The sequence below is a fragment of the Lactonifactor sp. BIOML-A5 genome (genome assembly GCF_009677585.1).
GTDB lineage: Bacteria > Bacillota > Clostridia > Lachnospirales > Lachnospiraceae > Lactonifactor.
Genome location: NZ_WKYV01000009.1, coordinates 77,820 through 97,786 on the forward strand (window position 1 = coordinate 77,820; position 19,967 = coordinate 97,786).

Sequence of the window (19,967 nt, forward strand, 5' to 3'; positions counted from 1 at the left end):
ACACTGTCTCCTTCCTATTTTTATTAATACGTCTTCTTTTCGTCAGTTTTCACGGTTCCCGCATGGATATAGCTGCCGATCAGGATCTCGGTATCAAGGGCTGTACAGATTCTTCCATTTCCCATAATACTGCATCCGTTGATTCCCGTATGCTGGCGGAACCCGCTCCCGAACAGCTGGGGAAGCTGTTTTATCACAATACGCTTCTGCTCATACATGGCATCTACAAGTATGCATCCTTCTCTTTCCGTTCCTCTCACATAAATAATAATCCCTGTGTCAGGAGTTTCACCCCCGATACCGTAAAACTTGTGCAGATCCAGAAAAGGAAGCATTCTGTCCTGAAATAAGATATAATCCAGTCCATTTGCCCTTTGGATGTTCTTTTTGCTGTCCTTATAATCCATAAAGTGGAATACATGCCGGGACGGCAGAGAAAACCGGTAATCACCCACCCGGAATCTTGTGCACTCCATAGTTGCAAGTGTCAGGGGCACCGTGATTGTAAAGGTACTTCCTTTCCCTGCTTCACTCTTTATATACAGATGTCCTCCCGCATCCTCCATAATTTTTTTTACCACATCCAGGCCTACCCCTCTGCCCGAATATTCTGTGACCTGAGCATTTGTGGTAAATCCGGGGTGGAGAATAAAACTCTGGATTTCCTGTGCCGAGTATTCCTCATCCGGCTTCCAAAAGAGTCCCCTCTCCTTAGCTCTTGCCCTGATTTTTTCCTCATCCAGCCCTCTGCCGTCATCACTGACAGAAATGCGAAGTTCCCCTACCGTACTTCCCACCGTAAAGGTAATTTTCCCTTTTCTGCTTTTTCCGGCTTCTATCCGCTCCTCCGGTGATTCGATCCCATGATCAACGGCATTGCGGATAAGATGCAGCAGTGCCTCGGCAGTATAATCCACCACACTTTTATCAGCCTCTATATCCCCGCAGTTAATGATAAGCTCTGCCTCTTTTTGAGTATCCCTGCATATGTCCCGCAGAATACGCCTTATTGTGGGCACAATTCTGGCCACAGGCACCATCCTCATCTGCATTACCGTATGCTCTACCTCGCTGATCAGCTGGCTGATCTGGTGGGCCGTTCCCTCTCTCAGATCTGACAGCCCTCTTTCCCCCAGATAGCTGTCAAGGGCCTGCATCTGGATCAATAATTCTCCGGATAAATTCTGGAGTTTGTCTAAACGGTCTGTTTTAACGTTAAGAAACTCTGACTCCTTTGTATCCCCTTCATTTTTCCCGGAAGTTTCTGCCGTCCCCTTAGCCGAACCCTCCTGGGAACATTCCCACATCACCCGGCATTCAGCAACAAACAGTCCTTTGCTGAGAAGCTGAATCACTTCATCCTTTTTTTCACTTTGGAAACGGATAAATACTCCGTTATCCCCGATGTACCCCGCACTGTCTTTTGATGTCTCTAAGTCTGCAGGATACGTCTCAAGCTCAGAACATAGCCCCTTTATCTGCCTCACCAGCATAAAAGCCCGGACATTTTCCATTCTGCATCCGGACTCGAACAGGATTCGGACTACCGTTCCTGCCTTTTGCTTCAATTCTCCCGGAACAGACACCTCACTGCTGCTTTCAGATGCCATCTTTGGGGCCGTGTCCTCCCCGGAGGATATTCTTCTAAGATATGTCTCTGCCCAATTTTGTATTTCCTCGGTGTTCCCGGGTACATAATCTTCCCCAGGCATCCTGGAAAGCTCTTCTTCTATGTAATCAGAAGCCGCAAACAGTAAATCAAATAGTTCCGGCTCTGCCTCTTCTATCTTCCCAAACGTCTCTCTGTAATATCCAAAAAGGTCTTCCAGAGTATGAGCCAATGATGATAAACTGTTCAGTCCCATCATCGCGGAGGAGCCTTTAATGGTATGCATGATACGGAACAGCGCATGGATGTCCTCCCCTGTAAACTCATTTCTATCCTCCGAGGAAAGCAGAATTCCGCCCAGCTGCTCAACCAGCTGACCGGCCTCTGTCAGGTATACCTCAAGCATTTCTTTGGCGTCATCATCGAAATATCCCATATATTCCTCACTTACTCTTTTCTCTCATACCAGATGCTGCAGTTTTTCCCGCTTCTTTTGCCTTCATAGAGCGCCCTGTCCGCACAGTTGATACTTTCTTCAATTCCTTCGTTCTCATGATACGCATGAAGTCCCAGGGTCAGGGTACAGGAAAATTCCCCCTCTTCATGATAAATCTTAAACTTTTCAACCTCAGTGCGGATCTGCTCGCTGATCTCATATGCCTCCTCTTCTGTCACTTCAAATAAAACGACCAAGAATTCTTCGCCTCCCCAGCGCACCACCCTGTGCCGGCCGCAGATTCCCTCCAGGATATTTGCAATGCACACCAAAGCCATGTCCCCTGCGTCATGTCCATAGGTATCGTTGATCACCTTAAAGTCGTCAATATCTGCCAATATCATCACATTATGGCGCTCTCCCATCTGGCAGCACCTCATATCTTCCATGAGATCCCCTACTACATACCTTCGGTTATATAAGCCGGTAAGTCCGTCTCTAAACGCCATATAATTCAGCTTTTCCATACTTGAGCGCAGTTCCATATTCTGTCTGTTGAGCTCATCCTTCTGCCGCTTTAACTGCAGATGTGCACGCACTCTGGACAAAAGCTCTCCCTGGACAAAAGGTTTTTTAATATAATCGCAGGCTCCCATAGCAAAGCCTTTTACCACGTCCTCATCCTTATCCTTAGACGTCAGAAATATAATAGACGCATCATTATTATCGGTATCCTTTAACTGCTCAAATAATTCATAACCATCTGTATCCGGAAGCACCACATCCAGAAGAATCAGATCCGGCTGATACTGCACTGCCATTTCCAGCGCCTCCTGTCCGCTGTGAGCCTCACAGAGGAAAACAGGCTCCTCTTTTAGTGCTATTTCAATCTGTTTGCAGATTAGCAGGCTATCATCCACAACCAGCACTATCTGTCTGCTTTCTTTCTCCATTTTAAAACCTCCATTGTTATCTACAGTAAAATCTCTATATGGCGTGCCGTACTCACCCTCATCTGTCCATTTTCTGCATAAAATGTAATCGTTCTCCCATAATTTTTACCGGTATCCTCCCCGGCTACTCTGACCCCTTCTTCTTTGAGAACCCGCTTTACCGTTTCTGTATTCCGGCTGCCGATCTCCCACTTGCTGTTATTTGTTTCAAACATTTTGGCACCACCGGCAAGCTTTGCCGTAAGTCTCCTCTTGTCTGCCCCATGTGAAGTCATGAGGTGAATCAGCTCTCTGACCCCTTCATCCGCAAATTTATACGCATTTTCCTGATTCAGTGAGTCTGCTTTGCAGGGAAGAACAATATGTGCCATACCGGCAAGGCGCTTTGCCCTGTCGTACAGGCAAATTCCCACACAGGATCCCAGTGCATAGGACACAAGGATCTGTTCCCCTTCTGCAAGCTTTCCCTCACCAATTCCTACGATGATTTTATTCATAGCTTTACTCCCTGAGCGTTCCGATGATTGCCCTTAGAGATTTCATTTCCGGAAGAAATACGATATGTCCCATAAACGAACAGCTGCCCATATGGAATACATTTTGGATCAGCAGAAGCTCGTCGCTGTAGACAAGAAAATGTGACAGGGGAATATTCAGAATTGCCCCGCCCATATCAATGCACAGATTGGGCACATCTACATCTATCTCCAGATTCAGAAGCTGTGACAGTGCTCTTATGTAGGAACCGCACATAATATTCCCCAATTCACAGATAAGAGATTTCTCTATATCTTCAAGATACATCAATTGCCTCTCCTTCTCCCCCAGAATAGTGTTTAAAACTGAAAAGGTAAAGGCCTCATCCAGAAGGAATAAAAAGATGCCCTGAAGTTCTCCATGTATTTCTACCATGATCCCGGTCTGTATCTCCTCTTCTCTCTGAAGAATTCCGGCTATCTCCTGATACTTTATAATCTTAAGACTCGGAGTATCAATCTCCAGAGAGTGATTCATCATCTGGGACAGGGAGGTAACCGCATTACCAGTCCCTATATTTCCCAGTTCTTTTAAAATGTCCGCGTCTTGTTCATCCAGATCCATGTAATTTTTCATCTATAGTTCCTCATATCCTACACCTCAAACCTTTCCACCAGTTCTTTTAAGATCTGAGCCTGTGCTGAGAGCTCCTCGCTTGCTGCCGCACTCTCTTCGGAGGTAGCCGAGTTGCCCTGCACAATATCCGAAATAAGTTCCACTGTTTTTCGAATCTGGGAAATTGCCTCTGCCTGCTGCACGGAAGCCTGGGAAATCTTACTTACCATCTTGTTCACTTCCTGTGCTCCGTCCACAGACTTTTTCAGGGTTTTGGCTGTGTCATTCGCTGCCTCCATACCTGCTTCCACTGCCTCTTTATTCTTCTCGCTCAGATCAGAGGTTAGTCTGGAAGCGCTTGATGTCTTTGACGCCAGCCTTCTCACTTCTCCTGCCACCACAGAAAATCCCTTGCCTGCCTCTCCTGCCCTTGCCGCCTCCACTGCAGCGTTGAGCGCCAATATATTCGTCTGGAATGCAATATCCTCAATTTCCTTTACAATTCCCGTAATCTCTACGGAATTCTTTTTAATCTGCCGGTTATACTCCATCAGGTTCATCATCTGATTATTGCTCTCCATGAGGTAATTCCCCACCGAAGCAGCCAGTTCGCTGGATTTGACAGCCCCGTCTGCATTGTCTCTTACGCCGTCTGCGATATCATTGATGCTGACAGCCAGCTCTTCAATGGAGCTGGCCTGCTCTGAAGCTCCCTGCGCCAGCACCTGCGCCCCGTTGGAGATCTGTTCCGCGCCTCCAAATACCTGCTCTGCACTATTTCCAATCTGTACGATAGACTCCCGCAGCAGTTCTCCGATCTCATTCATCCCCTCGCTTAAGGCTATAAAATCCCCCTTAAAGCTGATGGGCGAGCGGTAATTCAGACGTCCGCTGCCCAGTTCTCCTAAGCCCTTTTTTATCTCCGATACATATAAGTTCAAAGCTGAAGCCGTAGCTCTGATGTCATCTGCCAGCTGGCCCAGTTCATCCTCAGACCGATATGTCAGCTCAGTCTTCAGCTGCCCGTTTGCAATGGTATTCGCAGCCTTTTTAATCTCATTAACCGGTTTCTGGATACTTTTTGTAATTGTAATCCAGAGAAAACCTGTAATAAGTAAAATAACAGCGGCCAGAAGGATCAGGAGCGTCCAGATCTGTCTGCTTATCCTCTTTGCCTCTAAAAGACTGTTGTGTGCGTCCTCTGACGAAAGCTCCACAACCTCTCCCAGACAAGTCATAACCTTTGTGACCTGAGGCGCATATTCATTGGTATATATGTTCAGGGCATCCTCATCCCTGTCCTCTTCAATTGCTGTGAGTATTGCGTCCCTGGGGAATTTCAGCTGTGAAAACAGGCTCTTTAGTTCCTCTACCTTTTCTGGACCGCTTACATACCCGGTGGCCAGTGCCTCCATACCTGCTTCCACCTCTGTCACTGTTTCTTTGGTTTCCTGGAGATATACCGGCTCATCCACCAGATTCTCTGTACCTGCCAGCATGGCCAGATTTTTGGATACCTTCTGCAGATTAGCCATAGCCATCTGGGATGACTGCACGTTGGCAAAGGGCTCATTGTAAAGCTGGTCCATCCGATCTGCCAGAGTCCTGATGTTAAACAGAGCTATGGATACCGTCAAAACATACATAATAATGATTGTCCCAAAAGCCAGAAGCAGTTTCTTTCCTATTTTAAGATTTCTGAATTTTTCCTTCATGGTCTCTTCCTCTTCGCCGTTTTTTAATTCTGCAGACTTGCGTTGACTACTCTGATAAACTCTTCCTCTTTAAACGGCTTTACGATAAAATCAGCCGCCCCGTTTATCAGTGCTTTCTGAATCATCATGTCCTGCCCCACCGCAGAGCACATAATAATCTTTCCCTGTGGATCTTCTTTTAAAATATCCTCAAGCACTTCAATTCCCGATTTGCCTGGCATCGTAATATCCAGAAGCACCAAATCCGGCTTATGGTTCACATAAAGCTTATATCCCTGCTCTCCATCCTCTGCCTCCAGAATATCCGTATATCCTTCATGTTCCAGATATCGCCGGATGACTTTTCTCATAAACATCGCGTCATCAACAATTAATATTTTTTTGCCCATTGCCTCTCCTTTGCTTCTTTTACTTCCTTTTCTTTCGGTAAACCGCAGGAGCCGTCTGCTCCAGCCTTGTCTCATCCCTGCTTAATAGCTCTGCATGTCCGATCAACAGGTATCCACCTGGATGAAGGCTGTTTTCCAGCTTCTCAATGAGTGCTTTTCTGGCATCCTTATCAAAATAAATCATAACATTTCTGCAAAGTATTACATGGTATTTTTCTGATGCCGGAAACGTCTGCATCAGATTCTGATACCGGAACGTAATGTTATATTTTAGCGCTTCTTTCACCTGGAATACTTTCTTATCTACAATACAGCAGTACTTTTTCTTCCAAACAGCCGGAAGACGCTCCAGCTCTCTTAAGGGATACACCCCCTTCTGTGCCTTTTCCAGTACTTCTCTTGATATATCTGTTGCCTGTATCCTTACACTTGGAATCTGCCGGACCTCTTCCTTATAATCCTGAAGAACCATTGCCAGGGTATAGCATTCTTCCCCTGTGGAACAGCCTGCACACCATATATTGCAGATTCCGTGCTGAATCTGCGCGAAAAGTTCCGGAAATATCTTCTCTTTTAACACAGAAAAATGCACTGGCTCCCTCATAAAATAAGTATAGTTTGTAGTCAGCTGATTCACTATGCCCTCAGCCATCTTTCCTGTTCTGTCCCTTTTCAGCAGTTCCAGATATTCCCTGAAGGAAGAAAGTCCCCATCTCTGCAGTTCTTTTGTCAGACGGCACTCAATTAAAGTCTTTTTTTTATCCAGGTTAATTCCATAGTACTCCCGCATATATGCAACAATCTCTGCAAATTCTTTTTCATTTAGCCTAATCACTTTTCTTTCCCCATACTCCCTGCATCAGCATAGTTAAAGAAGAGGGATCTGCCTCTTCCTCGCCAACTGTAACCGCTGGTATTCCCCCCATCGCTTCTCCCCCTGCCTTTATAATAATTCCGCAAGAGTAAGACTTTTTGTCTCCCATCTGATAGTAGATTACCAGGCGGCCCTGATATATTGAAAGCCCCAGAAGATTATCATCTCCTTCCGGAACTGTAAGGATCTCAGGAGCTCTGACAATTGCTTCTGTCATTTTCTTTTCAATATAAACAATCTTTGTACCTGTGTTTACCGTTATATATTCCATATCCCGTCCTTTTCTACGAGCTGCCCGGCGGACTGCCGCTGTCATTTATGATCCTTTGATACAGCTGTTCTGGATTCAGCAGATACCCCAGTTCAGCTTTTCCATCATCCCCGTTCAGCTTTGCCACGGCCTGCAGATATTGGTTCCTTTCATTCAGAACCGGGGGATGTAAAGGGAGCAGTTCCTTCTCTTCCAGTACACGGACCCCCAGGATCTCTTCTGCCAAAAGTCCGAACGCTGTCTGCCCTATCTCAATGATCAGTATATAATCCCACTGCCTCTCTTCCTTTCTGCCTGCTATCACAGGAAAGTTCAGAACCGGCATATCTTTTCCTTCCGCTGTCCCCCGTATTGCGTCACATACCCGCTTTACCCTGGAGACCGGGATAAGAAAATTAATGTTGTTTGCTGTAAATGCCAGGCAGCACTCCTCTACGTAATCCATTTAAAATCCGCCTTCCCGCTCTTTGCCTATTATACTAATAATACGTTATTATAGGAAAAAACTCAAGTAAACCGGCGGATCTTATTCATTCTGAGTCCATTCTAATATTTCGTAGGAAAGAAGAAGACGGAAACGGACTTTGTACTCATCCAAGTTAAGCTCCAATATCTTCTTAATCTTTTCCAGGCGGTACAATAACGTACTTCTGTGAATATACAGTCTGCCGGAAGTATGAGCGATATTCCTGTCATTAACAAGGTAAATATAAAGGGTTTTAAAGAACTCTGTACTGTGCTCCTCATCATATGATTTCAGTTTCAGCAGTCCGGGCTCACAGTACATCTGGGGAAGCAGTTTCCTGCTGCCCTGATAGAACAAGTAGGAAAGTACATAGTCTTCAAACTTGTACATCCAAAACATAGGATTTTCCTTTTCTCCCATCTCCAATGCCGCCAGACATTGCTGATAATAAAACTTCAGTTCCATAAAGTCATTCCCCTGACAGCTGATTCCTGCCTTAAAAAGGCCTTCCCTCATAAATACTGCAAACCTCTGGAAGAATTCACTTATATCACTATTTATCTTTTCCATATTTAAGACAATAACAATGCCCTCATGATAGTGAAATGCGTAGATACCGGCAAACATATTTTCCAACCTCCGGCAGGTAAAATAAACCGCATGAGTGGAAAAGTCCCTGCTGCTTACCAGCAGGCGGATACACAGGAAACGGTCACCAGGCTTCCACTTCTGATATTCCAGGCGCTTTTTCAAGACAGTCTCCTCGGTGTGTCCATGCTGGAGCAGTTCATAAAAAGATTGTTCCAGGTCCCTGGGATCGTCTGACTGCAGAAGGCAGCCTCTCTCCAGGGCTGTCTGCACATGCCCTGCCAGATATTCCAGCAGGGGATAATCACTCTCTCTGAATTCTCTTCCCAGTTCATTTACACATATCCTTCCCAGAAAGGTTTCCTCCATCCAAAAATTCACATACAGCCCCCTGTATCCAAACTGCTGTCTTGGAAAAATCTGAGCTCCCCGGGTTTTCAGGCTGTCCTGATACTCTCTGGAGACCTTAAACTCGTTCATGGTTTCCATCTGAACAGTTTTCTTCCCTGTCTGAGATTCATAATTCCACTTCACCTGCTCCGGCATCTCATTTACACTGGCTATAATCTCAAAATCCCCGTCATGCACAAAAATCGGGTTCTCAAAAATATCCACACTGGCCTGACAGTAGCTCTCAATCCTTTCATTCCTCCGCAACGCTTCCATCAGCGCTTCTTCCCACAGCTGATACTTCCGGAAGGTTATTAAAAGGGCACAGCATACTTCCTCCCACCGGGCAGTTTCCGGAAGAAGGATCCACCTTTGCGCTTTATCCAAAGTTCCCCGGGGGGTGCCCAGGCATATAATACCGCTTTTTTCAGGAAGCTCAGCCGCCTCCAGCTCCTCTGCCCGCCCCAGAATTACAAATTCCTCAGCCAGGTCCCTCATCTTTTTTCCCATTGGCGTGAACCCCAGATATCTCATTTCATTCCATCCCCTCCTTTTTCTTCCGGACGGCCTGAACTCTGCCAGATTCTCATATATGATTTCCATACTTATCCTCATTGACCCACCTCCCAGCGAATATATGTTCTGTATAAAGTATAGGAACTTTTTACAGCAAAGTCAATTTCTTTGTAGAATTTACTTATCTTCCCCCTTCCCCTTATAATGGGACCAGATAGAAAATGTACGAATCATATTAAAGGAGGATTTGCTTATGCTTACAAAACGACAAAATCTGCTGGAAACCATTCAGGGCGGGCATCCCGACCGCTATGTAAACTGCCACGAAGCCTTTGCGTTTATTATTGACCCCATCCTTACACACATAGGCGGCTTTGCCTATACCATGAAGCCAGGGGAAACCGTTATGAACCAGTGGGGCGTAACCGTAACCTTTCCAAAGGGATGTGCCGGCCCGCTCCCCATCCACAGCAATGGTCTTGCAGCGCTAAAGGATATTACCAAGTGGAAAGAAACTGTGAGGGCTCCCAGGGTTGTCTATCCCCCCGAAGTATGGGAAACAGCCAAGGCACAGGCAGACGCAGTTGACCGCAGGGAACAGTTCGTCGCCGCCTTTATGGCTCCCGGAGTTTTTGAAAAAATAAATTATTTAATGGGAATGGAACCGGCAATGGTCGCTTTTTATGAAGAGCCGGAGGCTATGCATGAATTATTTGATTTTATGGCTGATTGGGAACTGGCATATGCCAAAGAATTGATGAAATATATAAAACCGGACCTTGTCTTCCACCATGATGACTTTGGAACACAGTACTCCTCATTCTTCTCCCCTCAGATGTTCCAGGAATTTTTCGTTCCGGTCTATAAAAAAGTTTATGGCTACTTTAAAGAACAGGGATGTCTCATTGTACATCATTCAGACAGTTATGTGGCAAATCTGATTCCTTCTATGATAGAAATGGGTATCGACATCCACCAGGGAACCATCCATACCAATAACCTTCCAGAATTGGTTAAAACCTACGGAGGACAGATTTCCTTCATGGGCGGTATCGATAACAGTATCGTTGACAGGGAAGACTGGACCCACGAAAGTATCGCGGCTCAGGTCAAAAAGATCTGCGATGAAATCCCTCCTAAGTACTTCCTGCCGTGTACCAGCATGGGAGGACCCGACTGTTCTTACCCGGGAGTCTACGAAGCAGTCTGTGAAGAGATTGAAAAGTATAATAAAAAGAGATTTTGTATCGCATAATGCAGCAATGCGCCCAAAATTCTGGGGCTGGAAATGTACTCCTGTGGAGTGCATTCCCAGCTGCAGGGGCCACAAAAAAGCGTCTTTTATTCCGCAGAAGGATCCCAGGGACAATTACAGCATCTTTTCAAATTCTTCCAAGGGTAAGGGTCTGGCATAATAAAATCCCTGCGCAGTAGTACATCCAAGTACCTTTAACGTCTCAGTCTGTTCTTCTGTCTCTACCCCTTCACAGATTACCTGAATACCCAATCCCTTTGCAAGCGTTATAATTCCCTCTACAATGATCTGTCTTCGCTTTTCCTGAAGGCTCTGGCCGATAAGGCTGCCATCCAGTTTAATAGTATCCACCGACAGCTGCTGCAGGATCCCCAGAGATGAATAGCCCGAGCCAAAATCATCAATAGAAATTAGAAAGCCCAGTTCTTTCAGCCGGTACAGGTGATTCTGTACCTCCTCAATCTGATCCATCAGGATATTCTCTGTGATCTCCACCTCCAGGTATTTATGAGGAACTCCATACGCATCCGCAATATGAGAGAGCGTATCCGGGAAATGTTTATTTTTAAAGTGCAGCCTGGAAAAATTTGAGGAAACAGGGTGCACCGGTTTGTCCTCATCCATCCATTTCCGAATACTTCTGCATACCTGCTCATAGATATATAAGTCCATCTCTATAATGAATCCATTACTCTCAAAAAATGGGATAAAGGACCCGGGAGAGAGCATACTTTCTCCAGGTCGCAGCCAGCGGACCAAAGCCTCCGCCCCTACAATATCCCCGGAAAAGATGTTGACTTTGGGCTGGAAATAGGGGACAAATTCCCCGTTCTGCAGAGCAGGCTCCATAATGTCGGATAGTCTCCTGCGCCAAAGTTCTTCCTGGCGCATAGCTTCATCATATCTTAGGGTAATGCTTCCCCTGAAATTTTTCCCGCTCCTCCTAGCGTAATTAGCGAAATCCAAAAACAGGGAGATATCCTGTTTGTCCGTTGTTTCTACAATATATACCCCAAAAATAAGGTGAATTGAATAGGATTTTTGCTTTGCCTTTATAGCATTATTCATATCCTGGGCAATCCGGGAGGTACGGCATGTCAGTTTTTCCCAGCTCTCATATTGCAGAAGCATCACAAAATGGTCTGCTGACATTCTTGCACAGCATTCCCCAGGCGCAATGCTCCGGCTGAGAATACCAGCTAAAAGCCGGAGAAGCTCATCTCCTTCTTTAAATCCGAAACTGTCGTTAATTGTCTTAAACTGATTAACGTCCATATACAGTACCGCATAAGAATGTTCTTTGTCCTCATTAAGTATCCGTTCCGCCTCTTCACGGAACTTATTGATATTCCAGATTCCCGTCACTCTATCCTGGTACAGCAGCACCTGAAAGCGTTTATTATTCCTTGATTTTATAATGGCTATATAGGCCATTATCCCTGTAAGGATTAAAAAAATCAGGGCAGTAATCCCCACACTCTCTGCCGGATATTCTTGTATGATACGCTTAAAAGTAATTGATTTGGCGGCAGCAGAATTATTCATTAGCCAGGTATCCATCTGCTCACTGGGAATATACTGGATGCACTTGTCAAGGATGGAAAACAATCTGGGATCTGCCTCTTCAGAGATGCCTATACCCAGATCCTCCGAATAATTTATTAGAGTGACTGTGTTAAAACTTGAATATGTTGGATCGGACATCAGATAGCTGGCAATATACGTATTGGTATACGTAACATCTGCTTCTCCTTGTTTCACAGCATTAAAACAGTCCTGATTAGACGGGTAATAGAGTATTTCTGCTTCCGGGTTGTCCTTTGCTATCCTCTCAGCTATATAACGGCCTTCTGTCAGAGCAATCCGTTTGCCCTTAGTTTTATTACCTGTGCTGACCGCCACCAAAGGAGCTTTCAGATAATAGGTTGTGGTATCAATATGATTCTTTTCTGACCAAAGATAGTCATTGTCTGCACTGCACAGTAAATCTGCCTCTCCTTCACTCAGCATTTGATAGGATTCCCCACAGTTCTCTACAGACAGAAATTCAAACTTCAGCCCTGACTTCTGGCTGATTATGCGAAACAGGTCTGCCTCTACCCCGGAAAACTGGCCGCTCCTCTTATCGGTATATTCCAGGGGTGCATCCGAATCCACATATACGGCCCGTATTGCTCCCACCTGTTCTATGTACTCCTCTTCCTCCCTGGTGAATACAGGGTCCTGTAGTGAATTAATGGAAAAATATTTTTGATAGAGTCGGGATTCATAATAAGGATCCCGCAGCTTAATCGTACTCATAGCAGCATCCAGTTCCTGGGCCAGATCCGGCCGGCTCTTTGTTACAGCGAAATAAAGGGGCTGAGGAGAAAACTGGGCTACACACCGAAAGATACTGTTTTTCCCCAGATATGTAATAGCCACCCCGTCGAGTGTACCGTCATCCAGAGCATCCAGGAGCTCCTGTGTCTCCTGATAGGGGATGACAGTTACAGAGACGTTATTATCCCGGCAGTACTCAACAAAGCAGGCAGCGTCCACGCTGTTTTCGATCACTCCCACTGTCATACCATTAAAGGACTCATAGTCTTCATAATCATAGCGGTTGTCGTCTACACGCACATTCAGCGTGGAGTATATATTACACATGGGCAGCTTTGAAAAAAGATATTGTTCTTCCCGATCTTCTGTATAATAAACAGAAGGTAAAATATCGATTTCCCCTGTTTCCAGCATCTTAAATGTATGATCCCAGCTTCCTCCGTCTATAACCTCATATTCCCATCCCGCATATTGTGTAATCTTCTGCAGATATTCAAAATTAAAGCCAACATAACTGCCGTCCTTATCACGGCTCATATAGTCTCCGTCTTCATAATAACCGATCTTCAATTTTTCTTTAGCTTCCACAGAAATCGGCATTATTAACAGGGCGGCAAATGCAGTAAGACAAAAACAAATTATTCTCTTGAGAGCTTTCACAGGTATCACACCTTCCTCCAGGAACTCCCCTTCGATTCTGAAGGAAATCAAAGGGCATGTTATTAAACTATATAATTATCATTATAATATAAATAAACTTTTACTGCTAGTCCTCAACTGGAGCAAAAGACGAACAAAACTGCTGTCACTGCCATTCAAAATAAAGCTTAGCAGTCTAGACCAGTAAAAACTCACACTGGGGCTGCCGCAAAATAGACGTTTCTATTTTGCAGCAGCCCCATGATATTATATCCCTTTGGAATTCAATCCTTCCTGGAAATACCCATATAGAGGTAAGCATCCTCCAGTGTTGTCTCCGCCGGCGTACACTCTGTCTCCGGTTTCTCTTTTGCAAGTATCTTCATCTGCAGTCCGTCATTCACATACTGTTTTGCAGAAACATGATACTTTTTCTCTATTTCCGCTGCCTGTTCTATATCTTTTGCCCGGCAGTTCCAAACATGCCCTCTGGCACTGTTCACCAGTTCCTGCACCGTCCCGCTGTAAAGAAAAGTCCCTTTCTTCATTACTGCCAGCTCACTGCAGGTTGCGGCCAGATCCTCCACTACATGGGTGGAAAACAAGACGGTCCTGTTTCTGGAGAAATCCACAAGAAGATTGCGGATGCGGATCCGTTCTTCCGGGTCCAGTCCGGTGGTGGGTTCATCTACGATTAAAAACTCTGGTTCATTTAATAAGGCCTGAATAAGCCCTACACGGCGTTTCATTCCCCCGGACAGCTGGCGGTTTTTCTTTTTCTGGTGCTCCGCCAAACTTGTTTTTTCCAGATAGTAGTCTATCCGCTTCCTGCATTCTGTCTTGTCAATTCCGGATAATTCCCCCATATACTCCAGGCATTCCCTCACCGTCAGGTTGGGATACAGATTCAGTTCCTGGGGAAGATAACCGATTTTCTCCTGTATTTTTCTGTAATTCCGTTCACCATACAGGATCCCGTTCATAGTTATACTACCCTCAGAGGGCTTCAAGACCGTGACAAGAATACGCATTAAGGTGGTTTTTCCGGCGCCGTTTTCACCCAGTAGTCCGTAGATCCCCCTGGGAATTTCCAGACTTGCATGGTTTACTGCCGTGACTCCGTTTTTGAATGTTACTGTTACATCTTTTATTTTTATACTCATTTACTCAGCCTCTTTTCTTTAAGATATAGGGTGTCATTCCAACCATTACTGCTGCCAGCAGGATCCCCAGTGCCTTCCCCCATAACCAGCTCAGGTCCAGGGGCTCCTCTGTTCCCCGGAAGCTGTAGGCAAAAATATTGAATATCCCCAGCGTTTTATCTCCAAATGTGGAGTTTATCATCATCCAAACCGCAAGGCAGATGCCGATTCCTCCCCACTGGCTGCCAATAAGGTTGGATATTGTCACGGACAGGGTGCTCCAGAACAGAATTGTCCCAGTTACAGCAAGCATATACATCCCATACTGGAAGAGCAGAGAGTTATCGGACAAAAGCACAGGCTTCTGCCAGAAAAAAAAGAAAAAACCAATATAGGAGAGCACACAGAGGTATACGTTCTGTATCAGCAGTCTTCTCATGACTGCCTTTGCTCTGTTTCTCTCGGGATACAGGACAAATATCTCCCATCGCCCGGAGCTGCGCTCCATGACATAAGTCTCAGCACAGAATACAACTGCCAAAAGCGCTGCATTGGCATCCAGGGCCCCGCCGATTTCGCCTGTGAGGGTGATTCCCCGGATTAGGCTTAAAATCACAAAAAACATAACCGAATACACCATCTTATAGGGAGGCAGGCATATTTTGATCTCCTGCTTCAATAGAATCGCCTCCTTTTCCATATCTCTGCCCCGAGTACTATAAGGAGTACAGCGGCAGCAGATAAAAATGTCTGATTCAAAAGTGCCAGAGGCGGCGGCGCTGTCTCAAAGAACTTTCCGGGAAAGCGTACCATAATGGCCAGAGGTCTTCCAAAATACCCATATTCTCCGTCCGGTCCTATGCTGCCCATATTGGAGTAAATCAAATATAGAAACAAAAGCGGGACTGCCGGAAGAGGGTTTTTAAAGATCAGGGCAGCTGCCCCGTAAATGCTGGCGATCATCAGCATATTGGGCAGAATGTAAACAGACGCTGTTATTATAAAATCTGCCATGCTCACCGGGAAGCCGGCTCTTCGCCCGCAGAATTCACAGAGTCCTCCAAAAATAATTGTAAGAATTCCCCATACACCAAGCATAGCAAAGAATCCACCTCCTATTTTCCCGCACACATAGGCCCCAGAGCTAATTGGCTTTGTGTGGAGCAGTTCATAGGTATCCTTTTTTGAATCACGGATAAATAAGAACGCCAAAAGCACGGAGGAAAAAAATCCCATAAACAGCCCGCAGAAGTCTGCAAACTTTCGTGAGAAATAGTAGGAAAAGGAATGTTCCTCCAGATTGGAGGCTATATATGCATTGGCCTCCTCATATCCGGCTTTGTGGTATTCTGAGATATCGTAATAATATTTCACCCCGTATTTTCCATAAAATTCATACTTTTCTGCCAGTTCGACCTCCATCTCATCTATGGACAATCCCCTGTGTCTCATATCCTCCAGGATCTGGTCCGCCTCCTGTTCCGTAATGCCTTCTGCCTCTGCTAAATCCTTTTTTATCTTTTCGCAGGCCAGTGCCATCTGTTCTTCTTTGGACGAGAGCACATAGCCCTCTGTGATATCAGCATCCGCAATGTTCTCCGGTTCCAGTGCCTCAATATCTTTTTCCGATTGGTAATAACGAATTTCCAGGTACGGATTCAGCGTCTGATACAGTTGAAAGATAATAAATACCAGGCCAACCCATAAAACAGGATTTTTTAAGTAATTTTTCAGTTCCCGTTTGATTATTGCTTTCATTTTTCCCCGCCTTTCCTTTTTGTTACTACTAGAATAACGGGAAATTCTCAACAAAAAAACAATGCAGGAAAATCTCTTCTGATTCTCCTGCACACAGCATTACTCTATTCCCCTGTTTTGAAAACAGCTTTTACCACTGCACCGCCGTCCCTATTATTTGATGCTAAAAGTCTTCCCCCATGCTTTTCGCAGTACACACGACTGATATACATTCCCATGCCGAAGTGCTGAAGATCATCCTGCGGGTTAGAGTGATAATATGCCTTTGTGACCTGATCCTGACTTTCTGTAAATCCTCTTCCATCATCCGATACAGAGATTTTCAATTCTCTCCCTTCTGCCCGGATTTCCACTTGAACCAATCTCTTGGCATATCGAAAAGCATTCGATAAAAGATTGTCTGTCACCTCCAGTATCACTTCCCGATCTGCCGCAATCTTTTTGTCTGGTGATGTTTGTATGACAAAGCTCTCCCTGCCTGCCTCCTTTTGAAGAATCTGTGCAATTCTGCGTACTTCCTCCGTAAGGGAGGAGAGCGTAAACTCCGTGCATTCTATCCTGCGGGCCTCAAGTCTGGACAGCTTCTGCATGGTGCCGATAAACTTATCCATGCGTTCTATCTGTTCCATTCCCCCCTGCAGCATCTCCAGGATTTTCTTCTGTTCGAGAATGCCCTCGGGTATGAACTCCAGCAGCATTTCCTGATATCCCCTGAGGACGGCAAGGGGAGAGCGGATATCATGCGCAATGGCAGACCGGAGCGCCTTCTCCTCCTCCACCATCTTCCACATATTCCGGTTGTTTGCCGCCAGGGACGCACGCATTCTTTCAAATTCCCTGCACAGCCGCCCCAGTTCATCCCTGCTGTCATAGGTAATCTGAAAATCCAGCTCGTTCTTTCCGATTAACTCCGATGCGTCTGTCAGTTCTCCCAAGGGTACCTTTATCTTATCCCTGTAAAACAGTATAACAGCTACAATCATACTAAAAAAACAAGCTACCAGGATACTATAGGTTTCCAGAAAATCACACAGCTCAGAGTAGATCCCATCTATTTTTGTCATTCTGTCACCACTGACTCTGGCCACATCGACAGTAAAATTCTTCCCTTCTTTCTGCATTGCCTTCACATATGCATCTTCATCAATATACTTTATCCATATCTGCCGCTGGGCTTGTTCAGCAATCCCCATGACAGCTGCCCCGGTAAGAAATCCCAGGATTAAGCTTACCGTCAGGTACAGTACAATTGTTTTCCTTATTGATAAATTCCTTATCGTTTCCATCGGTAGCCCATCCCCCAGACTGTTTCTATATATTCTGTCTCTGTAAACTGACCGGTCTTATTCCGGATACGCCGAACCAGCTCAGTAATCACCCGGCTGTCCCCCTCGCCGTTATATCCGCAGACCTTTTCGTAGATCCGTTCCTTGCTGAATACCTGTCCCGGATTCATAGAAAGAAACTCCATAATATCGTACTCCAGCTTTGTAAGTTCCAGATACCTTTCCCCTATCTGCACCCTCTTGGCCGTGTAGTCAATCAACAGGCCGTCTCTGAACCTGTAATCTGGTTTTGCCTTATGCCGTTCCTCGCGTTTAAGATGAGCTGTAATTCTGGCTTCTAACTCTCTTAAGCTGAAGGGCTTCAGGATATAGTCGTCGCCCCCGGACATAAGTCCATTTACCCGATCCTGCTCTTCTGCTTTGGCTGTCAGAAAAATGATTGGACAGGAGATTTTATCCCGTATCTGCCGGCACACTTCAAGTCCGTCCATCTTGGGCATGTTTACATCCAGCAGCAGAATATCAGGCTGCATCCTGATTCTCTCCAGTGCCTCCCAGCCGTTCTCGGCGGTAATAACGGAATAGCCTTTTATTTCAAAATAGTCCCTCAGCATTTTGAGCAATTCTTTATCGTCATCTACCATTAAAATTCTGTACCCCATGATTCCATCACCTCTCATCTAGTATACACCGGAAAAAGCAATAAAAAAACAACAGCCGGAACTGCACATTATCTGTTCGCTGTTCCTACTCCCAGCGAAAGAATCGGACAGCAATTCCTCCGCAGATCACTGCGCACGCGATCATAATAATTACCGAAATTCCCACAGATTCTATAGGGAGACCAAGAGATGCCGCCTTCAGCAGCTTGATTCCCTGGGTTAATGGCATAAGATTCACAGCCCTCTGGAGTGCCTCAGGCATTACTTCGTAGGGAAGGGTTGCCCCTGAAAAAATCAGCATTGGGAAATAAAGAATGCTGGCCGCAATACTGGCAGTTTTCATATCCCGGGAAACCCCGCCCACCATCACACCGATGCTGAACATAGACAGCATCACCAAAAGATAGGCCGCCAGAAACATTCCCCAGGATCCCGGCAAACGCATACTGAAAAATAAAGCTGAGACAAGAAAAACCAAAACTAGAGACAGCAGAGAGTATACCCCATAGACGGCCACCTGCACTGCCAGAAGAAGCACGGGGCTTGTAGGGGTTACCTGATACCGCTTCAGGATCTTCTTCTGGCGGTAATCTGAGATGACCAGCGGCAGCCCCATCACACCACCTGCGCAGACCGCAATGGTGGACATTGCCCCAAAGGACTGTTCCAAAAAGGTATATTCCGCCCCTTCGAAAGCTGGCTTACTCCCATACATGCATCCCAAAATTAGGGTCACCGCCACCGGCATACAGAGAGCGAAGATAACCATATCCATTCCCCGGATAGATAGTTTAAGTTCCGTTTTCAGCATGGTAATAAACTTATGCATCCTCTGTCTCCTCCTCCCCGGTAAACCAAAGATAGGCATCCTCTAACCTGCAGCAGCAGCTCTGGGCCATGGCCTCCTCCGCCGTACCGGTAAATATAAATCCTCCGTCTCTGAGAATGCCGATTCTGTCACAGAGTACCTCCACCTCGTCCATAAAATGAGAGGAGAGAAAAATTGTCAGCCCCTCCTCCTTCAGCCTCAGCAGACTTTTCCATACGCTGCGCCGGGCCTTCGTGTCCAGACCAGTGGTAAGTTCGTCCAGAAACACCACCTTAGGCTCCGGAATCAGAGCCAGGATAATAAAAAGCCGTTGTTTCTGCCCGCCGGACAATTCCTGTATAAACGCATGCTTCTTATCTCCAAGGGCAAACTGCTCCAGCAGCATTTCCCAGTCTGCCGCCTTCTCATAGAGACAGGCGGTTTCTTCGCACAGCTCCCTCACTTTCATCTTTTCCGGGTAATGTGCCTCCTGGAACTGTACTCCTACCTCTTCAAACAGCTGCTTTCTGTTTTTCCACGGGTCTAATCCCAGAATGCGGACTGCCCCGGAATCCGCCCTGCGGGTACCCAAAATGCACTCAATCATAGTGCTCTTGCCCGCTCCGTTTGCCCCCAGCAGACCGTATACCTCCCCTGCCGCTACGGATAAACTGATGTCTGTAAGTACTTTATTTCCGGCATAAGATTTGCTTAGACCGGAAATCCAGATTGTTTCATCCATCTCTTTTTACCTCCTTTATTTTGAAGTGTATCAAGAGTATCATCTTCCGTAAGT

General features: G+C 45.8%; 19 protein-coding genes. 1 reads left to right on the forward strand and 18 read right to left on the reverse strand.

Features of this window, described 5'->3' with window-relative positions; translation table 11 throughout:
• Positions 1-23: 23 nt before the first annotated feature.
• The 10 genes from GKG41_RS09660 to GKG41_RS09705 form a co-directional block, all read right to left on the reverse strand.
• Positions 24-2,045: a chemotaxis protein CheA gene (locus GKG41_RS09660; RefSeq protein ID WP_154258304.1), complete on the reverse strand. Its 2,022-nt coding sequence runs from the start codon at positions 2,043-2,045 to the stop codon at positions 24-26.
• 11 nt (positions 2,046-2,056) lie between these two features.
• On the reverse strand, positions 2,057-2,998 hold the full coding sequence (locus GKG41_RS09665; protein WP_154258305.1) for a diguanylate cyclase: 942 nt from the start codon (positions 2,996-2,998) through the stop codon (positions 2,057-2,059).
• A gap of 20 nt (positions 2,999-3,018) precedes the next feature.
• The gene (locus GKG41_RS09670) at positions 3,019-3,495 is read right to left on the reverse strand and encodes a chemotaxis protein CheD (RefSeq protein ID WP_154258306.1); all 477 of its coding nucleotides are present in this window, start codon (positions 3,493-3,495) and stop codon (positions 3,019-3,021) included.
• Between the two features lie 4 nt (positions 3,496-3,499).
• The gene (locus GKG41_RS09675) at positions 3,500-4,111 is read right to left on the reverse strand and encodes a chemotaxis protein CheC (RefSeq protein WP_154258307.1); all 612 of its coding nucleotides are present in this window, start codon (positions 4,109-4,111) and stop codon (positions 3,500-3,502) included.
• A 17-nt stretch (positions 4,112-4,128) separates the two neighbouring features.
• Complete coding sequence (locus tag GKG41_RS09680) at positions 4,129-5,805, reverse strand: methyl-accepting chemotaxis protein (RefSeq protein ID WP_154258308.1); 1,677 nt, start codon at positions 5,803-5,805, stop codon at positions 4,129-4,131.
• A gap of 23 nt (positions 5,806-5,828) precedes the next feature.
• Entirely contained in the window at positions 5,829-6,194 is a 366-nt protein-coding gene (locus GKG41_RS09685; RefSeq protein WP_154258309.1) for a response regulator, read from the reverse strand.
• Positions 6,195-6,213: 19 nt separating this feature from the next.
• A complete protein-coding gene (locus GKG41_RS09690; RefSeq protein WP_347563289.1) occupies positions 6,214-7,029 on the reverse strand; it encodes a protein-glutamate O-methyltransferase CheR in 816 nt (271 codons plus the stop codon).
• Complete coding sequence (locus tag GKG41_RS09695) at positions 7,022-7,339, reverse strand: hypothetical protein (RefSeq protein ID WP_154258310.1); 318 nt, start codon at positions 7,337-7,339, stop codon at positions 7,022-7,024. Before GKG41_RS09695 ends, GKG41_RS09690 begins: the two co-directional genes overlap by 8 nt.
• 13 nt (positions 7,340-7,352) lie before the next feature.
• Positions 7,353-7,784 carry a chemotaxis protein CheW gene (locus GKG41_RS09700; protein ID WP_154258311.1) on the reverse strand — a complete coding sequence of 144 codons (432 nt, stop codon included), beginning with the start codon at positions 7,782-7,784 and terminating at the stop codon, positions 7,353-7,355.
• Positions 7,785-7,865: 81 nt separating this feature from the next.
• The gene (locus GKG41_RS09705; protein ID WP_154258312.1) at positions 7,866-9,398 is read right to left on the reverse strand and encodes a helix-turn-helix domain-containing protein; all 1,533 of its coding nucleotides are present in this window, start codon (positions 9,396-9,398) and stop codon (positions 7,866-7,868) included.
• Positions 9,399-9,552: 154 nt separating this feature from the next.
• On the opposite strand from GKG41_RS09705, the gene GKG41_RS09710 reads away from it, so the two are divergent.
• Positions 9,553-10,554, forward strand: coding sequence for a uroporphyrinogen decarboxylase family protein (locus GKG41_RS09710; protein ID WP_154258313.1), 1,002 nt, complete (start codon positions 9,553-9,555; stop codon positions 10,552-10,554).
• Positions 10,555-10,668: 114 nt separating this feature from the next.
• Here GKG41_RS09710 and GKG41_RS09715 read toward each other — a convergent pair whose 3' ends face one another.
• From GKG41_RS09715 to GKG41_RS09750, 8 genes are all read right to left on the reverse strand, one after another.
• Positions 10,669-13,545: an EAL domain-containing protein gene (locus GKG41_RS09715; RefSeq protein ID WP_199884587.1), complete on the reverse strand. Its 2,877-nt coding sequence runs from the start codon at positions 13,543-13,545 to the stop codon at positions 10,669-10,671.
• A 254-nt stretch (positions 13,546-13,799) separates the two neighbouring features.
• The gene (locus GKG41_RS09720) at positions 13,800-14,678 is read right to left on the reverse strand and encodes an ABC transporter ATP-binding protein (protein ID WP_154258314.1); all 879 of its coding nucleotides are present in this window, start codon (positions 14,676-14,678) and stop codon (positions 13,800-13,802) included.
• A 4-nt stretch (positions 14,679-14,682) separates the two neighbouring features.
• Positions 14,683-15,336 carry an ABC transporter permease gene (locus GKG41_RS09725; RefSeq protein WP_194167087.1) on the reverse strand — a complete coding sequence of 218 codons (654 nt, stop codon included), beginning with the start codon at positions 15,334-15,336 and terminating at the stop codon, positions 14,683-14,685.
• The gene (locus GKG41_RS09730) at positions 15,333-16,415 is read right to left on the reverse strand and encodes an ABC transporter permease (protein ID WP_154258315.1); all 1,083 of its coding nucleotides are present in this window, start codon (positions 16,413-16,415) and stop codon (positions 15,333-15,335) included. Before GKG41_RS09730 ends, GKG41_RS09725 begins: the two co-directional genes overlap by 4 nt.
• 104 nt (positions 16,416-16,519) lie before the next feature.
• Positions 16,520-17,701 carry a HAMP domain-containing sensor histidine kinase gene (locus GKG41_RS09735; RefSeq protein ID WP_154258316.1) on the reverse strand — a complete coding sequence of 394 codons (1,182 nt, stop codon included), beginning with the start codon at positions 17,699-17,701 and terminating at the stop codon, positions 16,520-16,522.
• Positions 17,689-18,363 carry a response regulator transcription factor gene (locus GKG41_RS09740; protein ID WP_154258317.1) on the reverse strand — a complete coding sequence of 225 codons (675 nt, stop codon included), beginning with the start codon at positions 18,361-18,363 and terminating at the stop codon, positions 17,689-17,691. Before GKG41_RS09740 ends, GKG41_RS09735 begins: the two co-directional genes overlap by 13 nt.
• A gap of 85 nt (positions 18,364-18,448) precedes the next feature.
• Positions 18,449-19,192 (reverse strand): ABC transporter permease, encoded by a 744-nt coding sequence (locus tag GKG41_RS09745; RefSeq protein ID WP_154258318.1) that lies wholly within the window; start codon positions 19,190-19,192, stop codon positions 18,449-18,451.
• On the reverse strand, positions 19,185-19,913 hold the full coding sequence (locus GKG41_RS09750) for an ABC transporter ATP-binding protein (RefSeq protein WP_154258319.1): 729 nt from the start codon (positions 19,911-19,913) through the stop codon (positions 19,185-19,187). Before GKG41_RS09750 ends, GKG41_RS09745 begins: the two co-directional genes overlap by 8 nt.
• Positions 19,914-19,967 lie beyond the last annotated feature (54 nt).

Coding starts and splice junctions, on each gene's coding strand:
- GKG41_RS09660 (WP_154258304.1), bottom strand. CDS start 2,045: ATGGGATATTTCGATGATGACGCCAAAGAAATGCTTGAGGTATACCTG.
- GKG41_RS09665 (WP_154258305.1), bottom strand. CDS start 2,998: ATGGAGAAAGAAAGCAGACAGATAGTGCTGGTTGTGGATGATAGCCTG.
- GKG41_RS09670 (WP_154258306.1), bottom strand. CDS start 3,495: ATGAATAAAATCATCGTAGGAATTGGTGAGGGAAAGCTTGCAGAAGGG.
- GKG41_RS09675 (WP_154258307.1), bottom strand. CDS start 4,111: ATGAAAAATTACATGGATCTGGATGAACAAGACGCGGACATTTTAAAA.
- GKG41_RS09680 (WP_154258308.1), bottom strand. CDS start 5,805: ATGAAGGAAAAATTCAGAAATCTTAAAATAGGAAAGAAACTGCTTCTG.
- GKG41_RS09685 (WP_154258309.1), bottom strand. CDS start 6,194: ATGGGCAAAAAAATATTAATTGTTGATGACGCGATGTTTATGAGAAAA.
- GKG41_RS09695 (WP_154258310.1), bottom strand. CDS start 7,339: ATGGAATATATAACGGTAAACACAGGTACAAAGATTGTTTATATTGAA.
- GKG41_RS09700 (WP_154258311.1), bottom strand. CDS start 7,784: ATGGATTACGTAGAGGAGTGCTGCCTGGCATTTACAGCAAACAACATT.
- GKG41_RS09705 (WP_154258312.1), bottom strand. CDS start 9,398: ATGAGGATAAGTATGGAAATCATATATGAGAATCTGGCAGAGTTCAGG.
- GKG41_RS09710 (WP_154258313.1), top strand. CDS start 9,553: ATGCTTACAAAACGACAAAATCTGCTGGAAACCATTCAGGGCGGGCAT.
- GKG41_RS09720 (WP_154258314.1), bottom strand. CDS start 14,678: ATGAGTATAAAAATAAAAGATGTAACAGTAACATTCAAAAACGGAGTC.
- GKG41_RS09730 (WP_154258315.1), bottom strand. CDS start 16,415: ATGAAAGCAATAATCAAACGGGAACTGAAAAATTACTTAAAAAATCCT.
- GKG41_RS09735 (WP_154258316.1), bottom strand. CDS start 17,701: ATGGAAACGATAAGGAATTTATCAATAAGGAAAACAATTGTACTGTAC.
- GKG41_RS09740 (WP_154258317.1), bottom strand. CDS start 18,363: ATGGGGTACAGAATTTTAATGGTAGATGACGATAAAGAATTGCTCAAA.
- GKG41_RS09745 (WP_154258318.1), bottom strand. CDS start 19,192: ATGCATAAGTTTATTACCATGCTGAAAACGGAACTTAAACTATCTATC.
- GKG41_RS09750 (WP_154258319.1), bottom strand. CDS start 19,913: ATGGATGAAACAATCTGGATTTCCGGTCTAAGCAAATCTTATGCCGGA.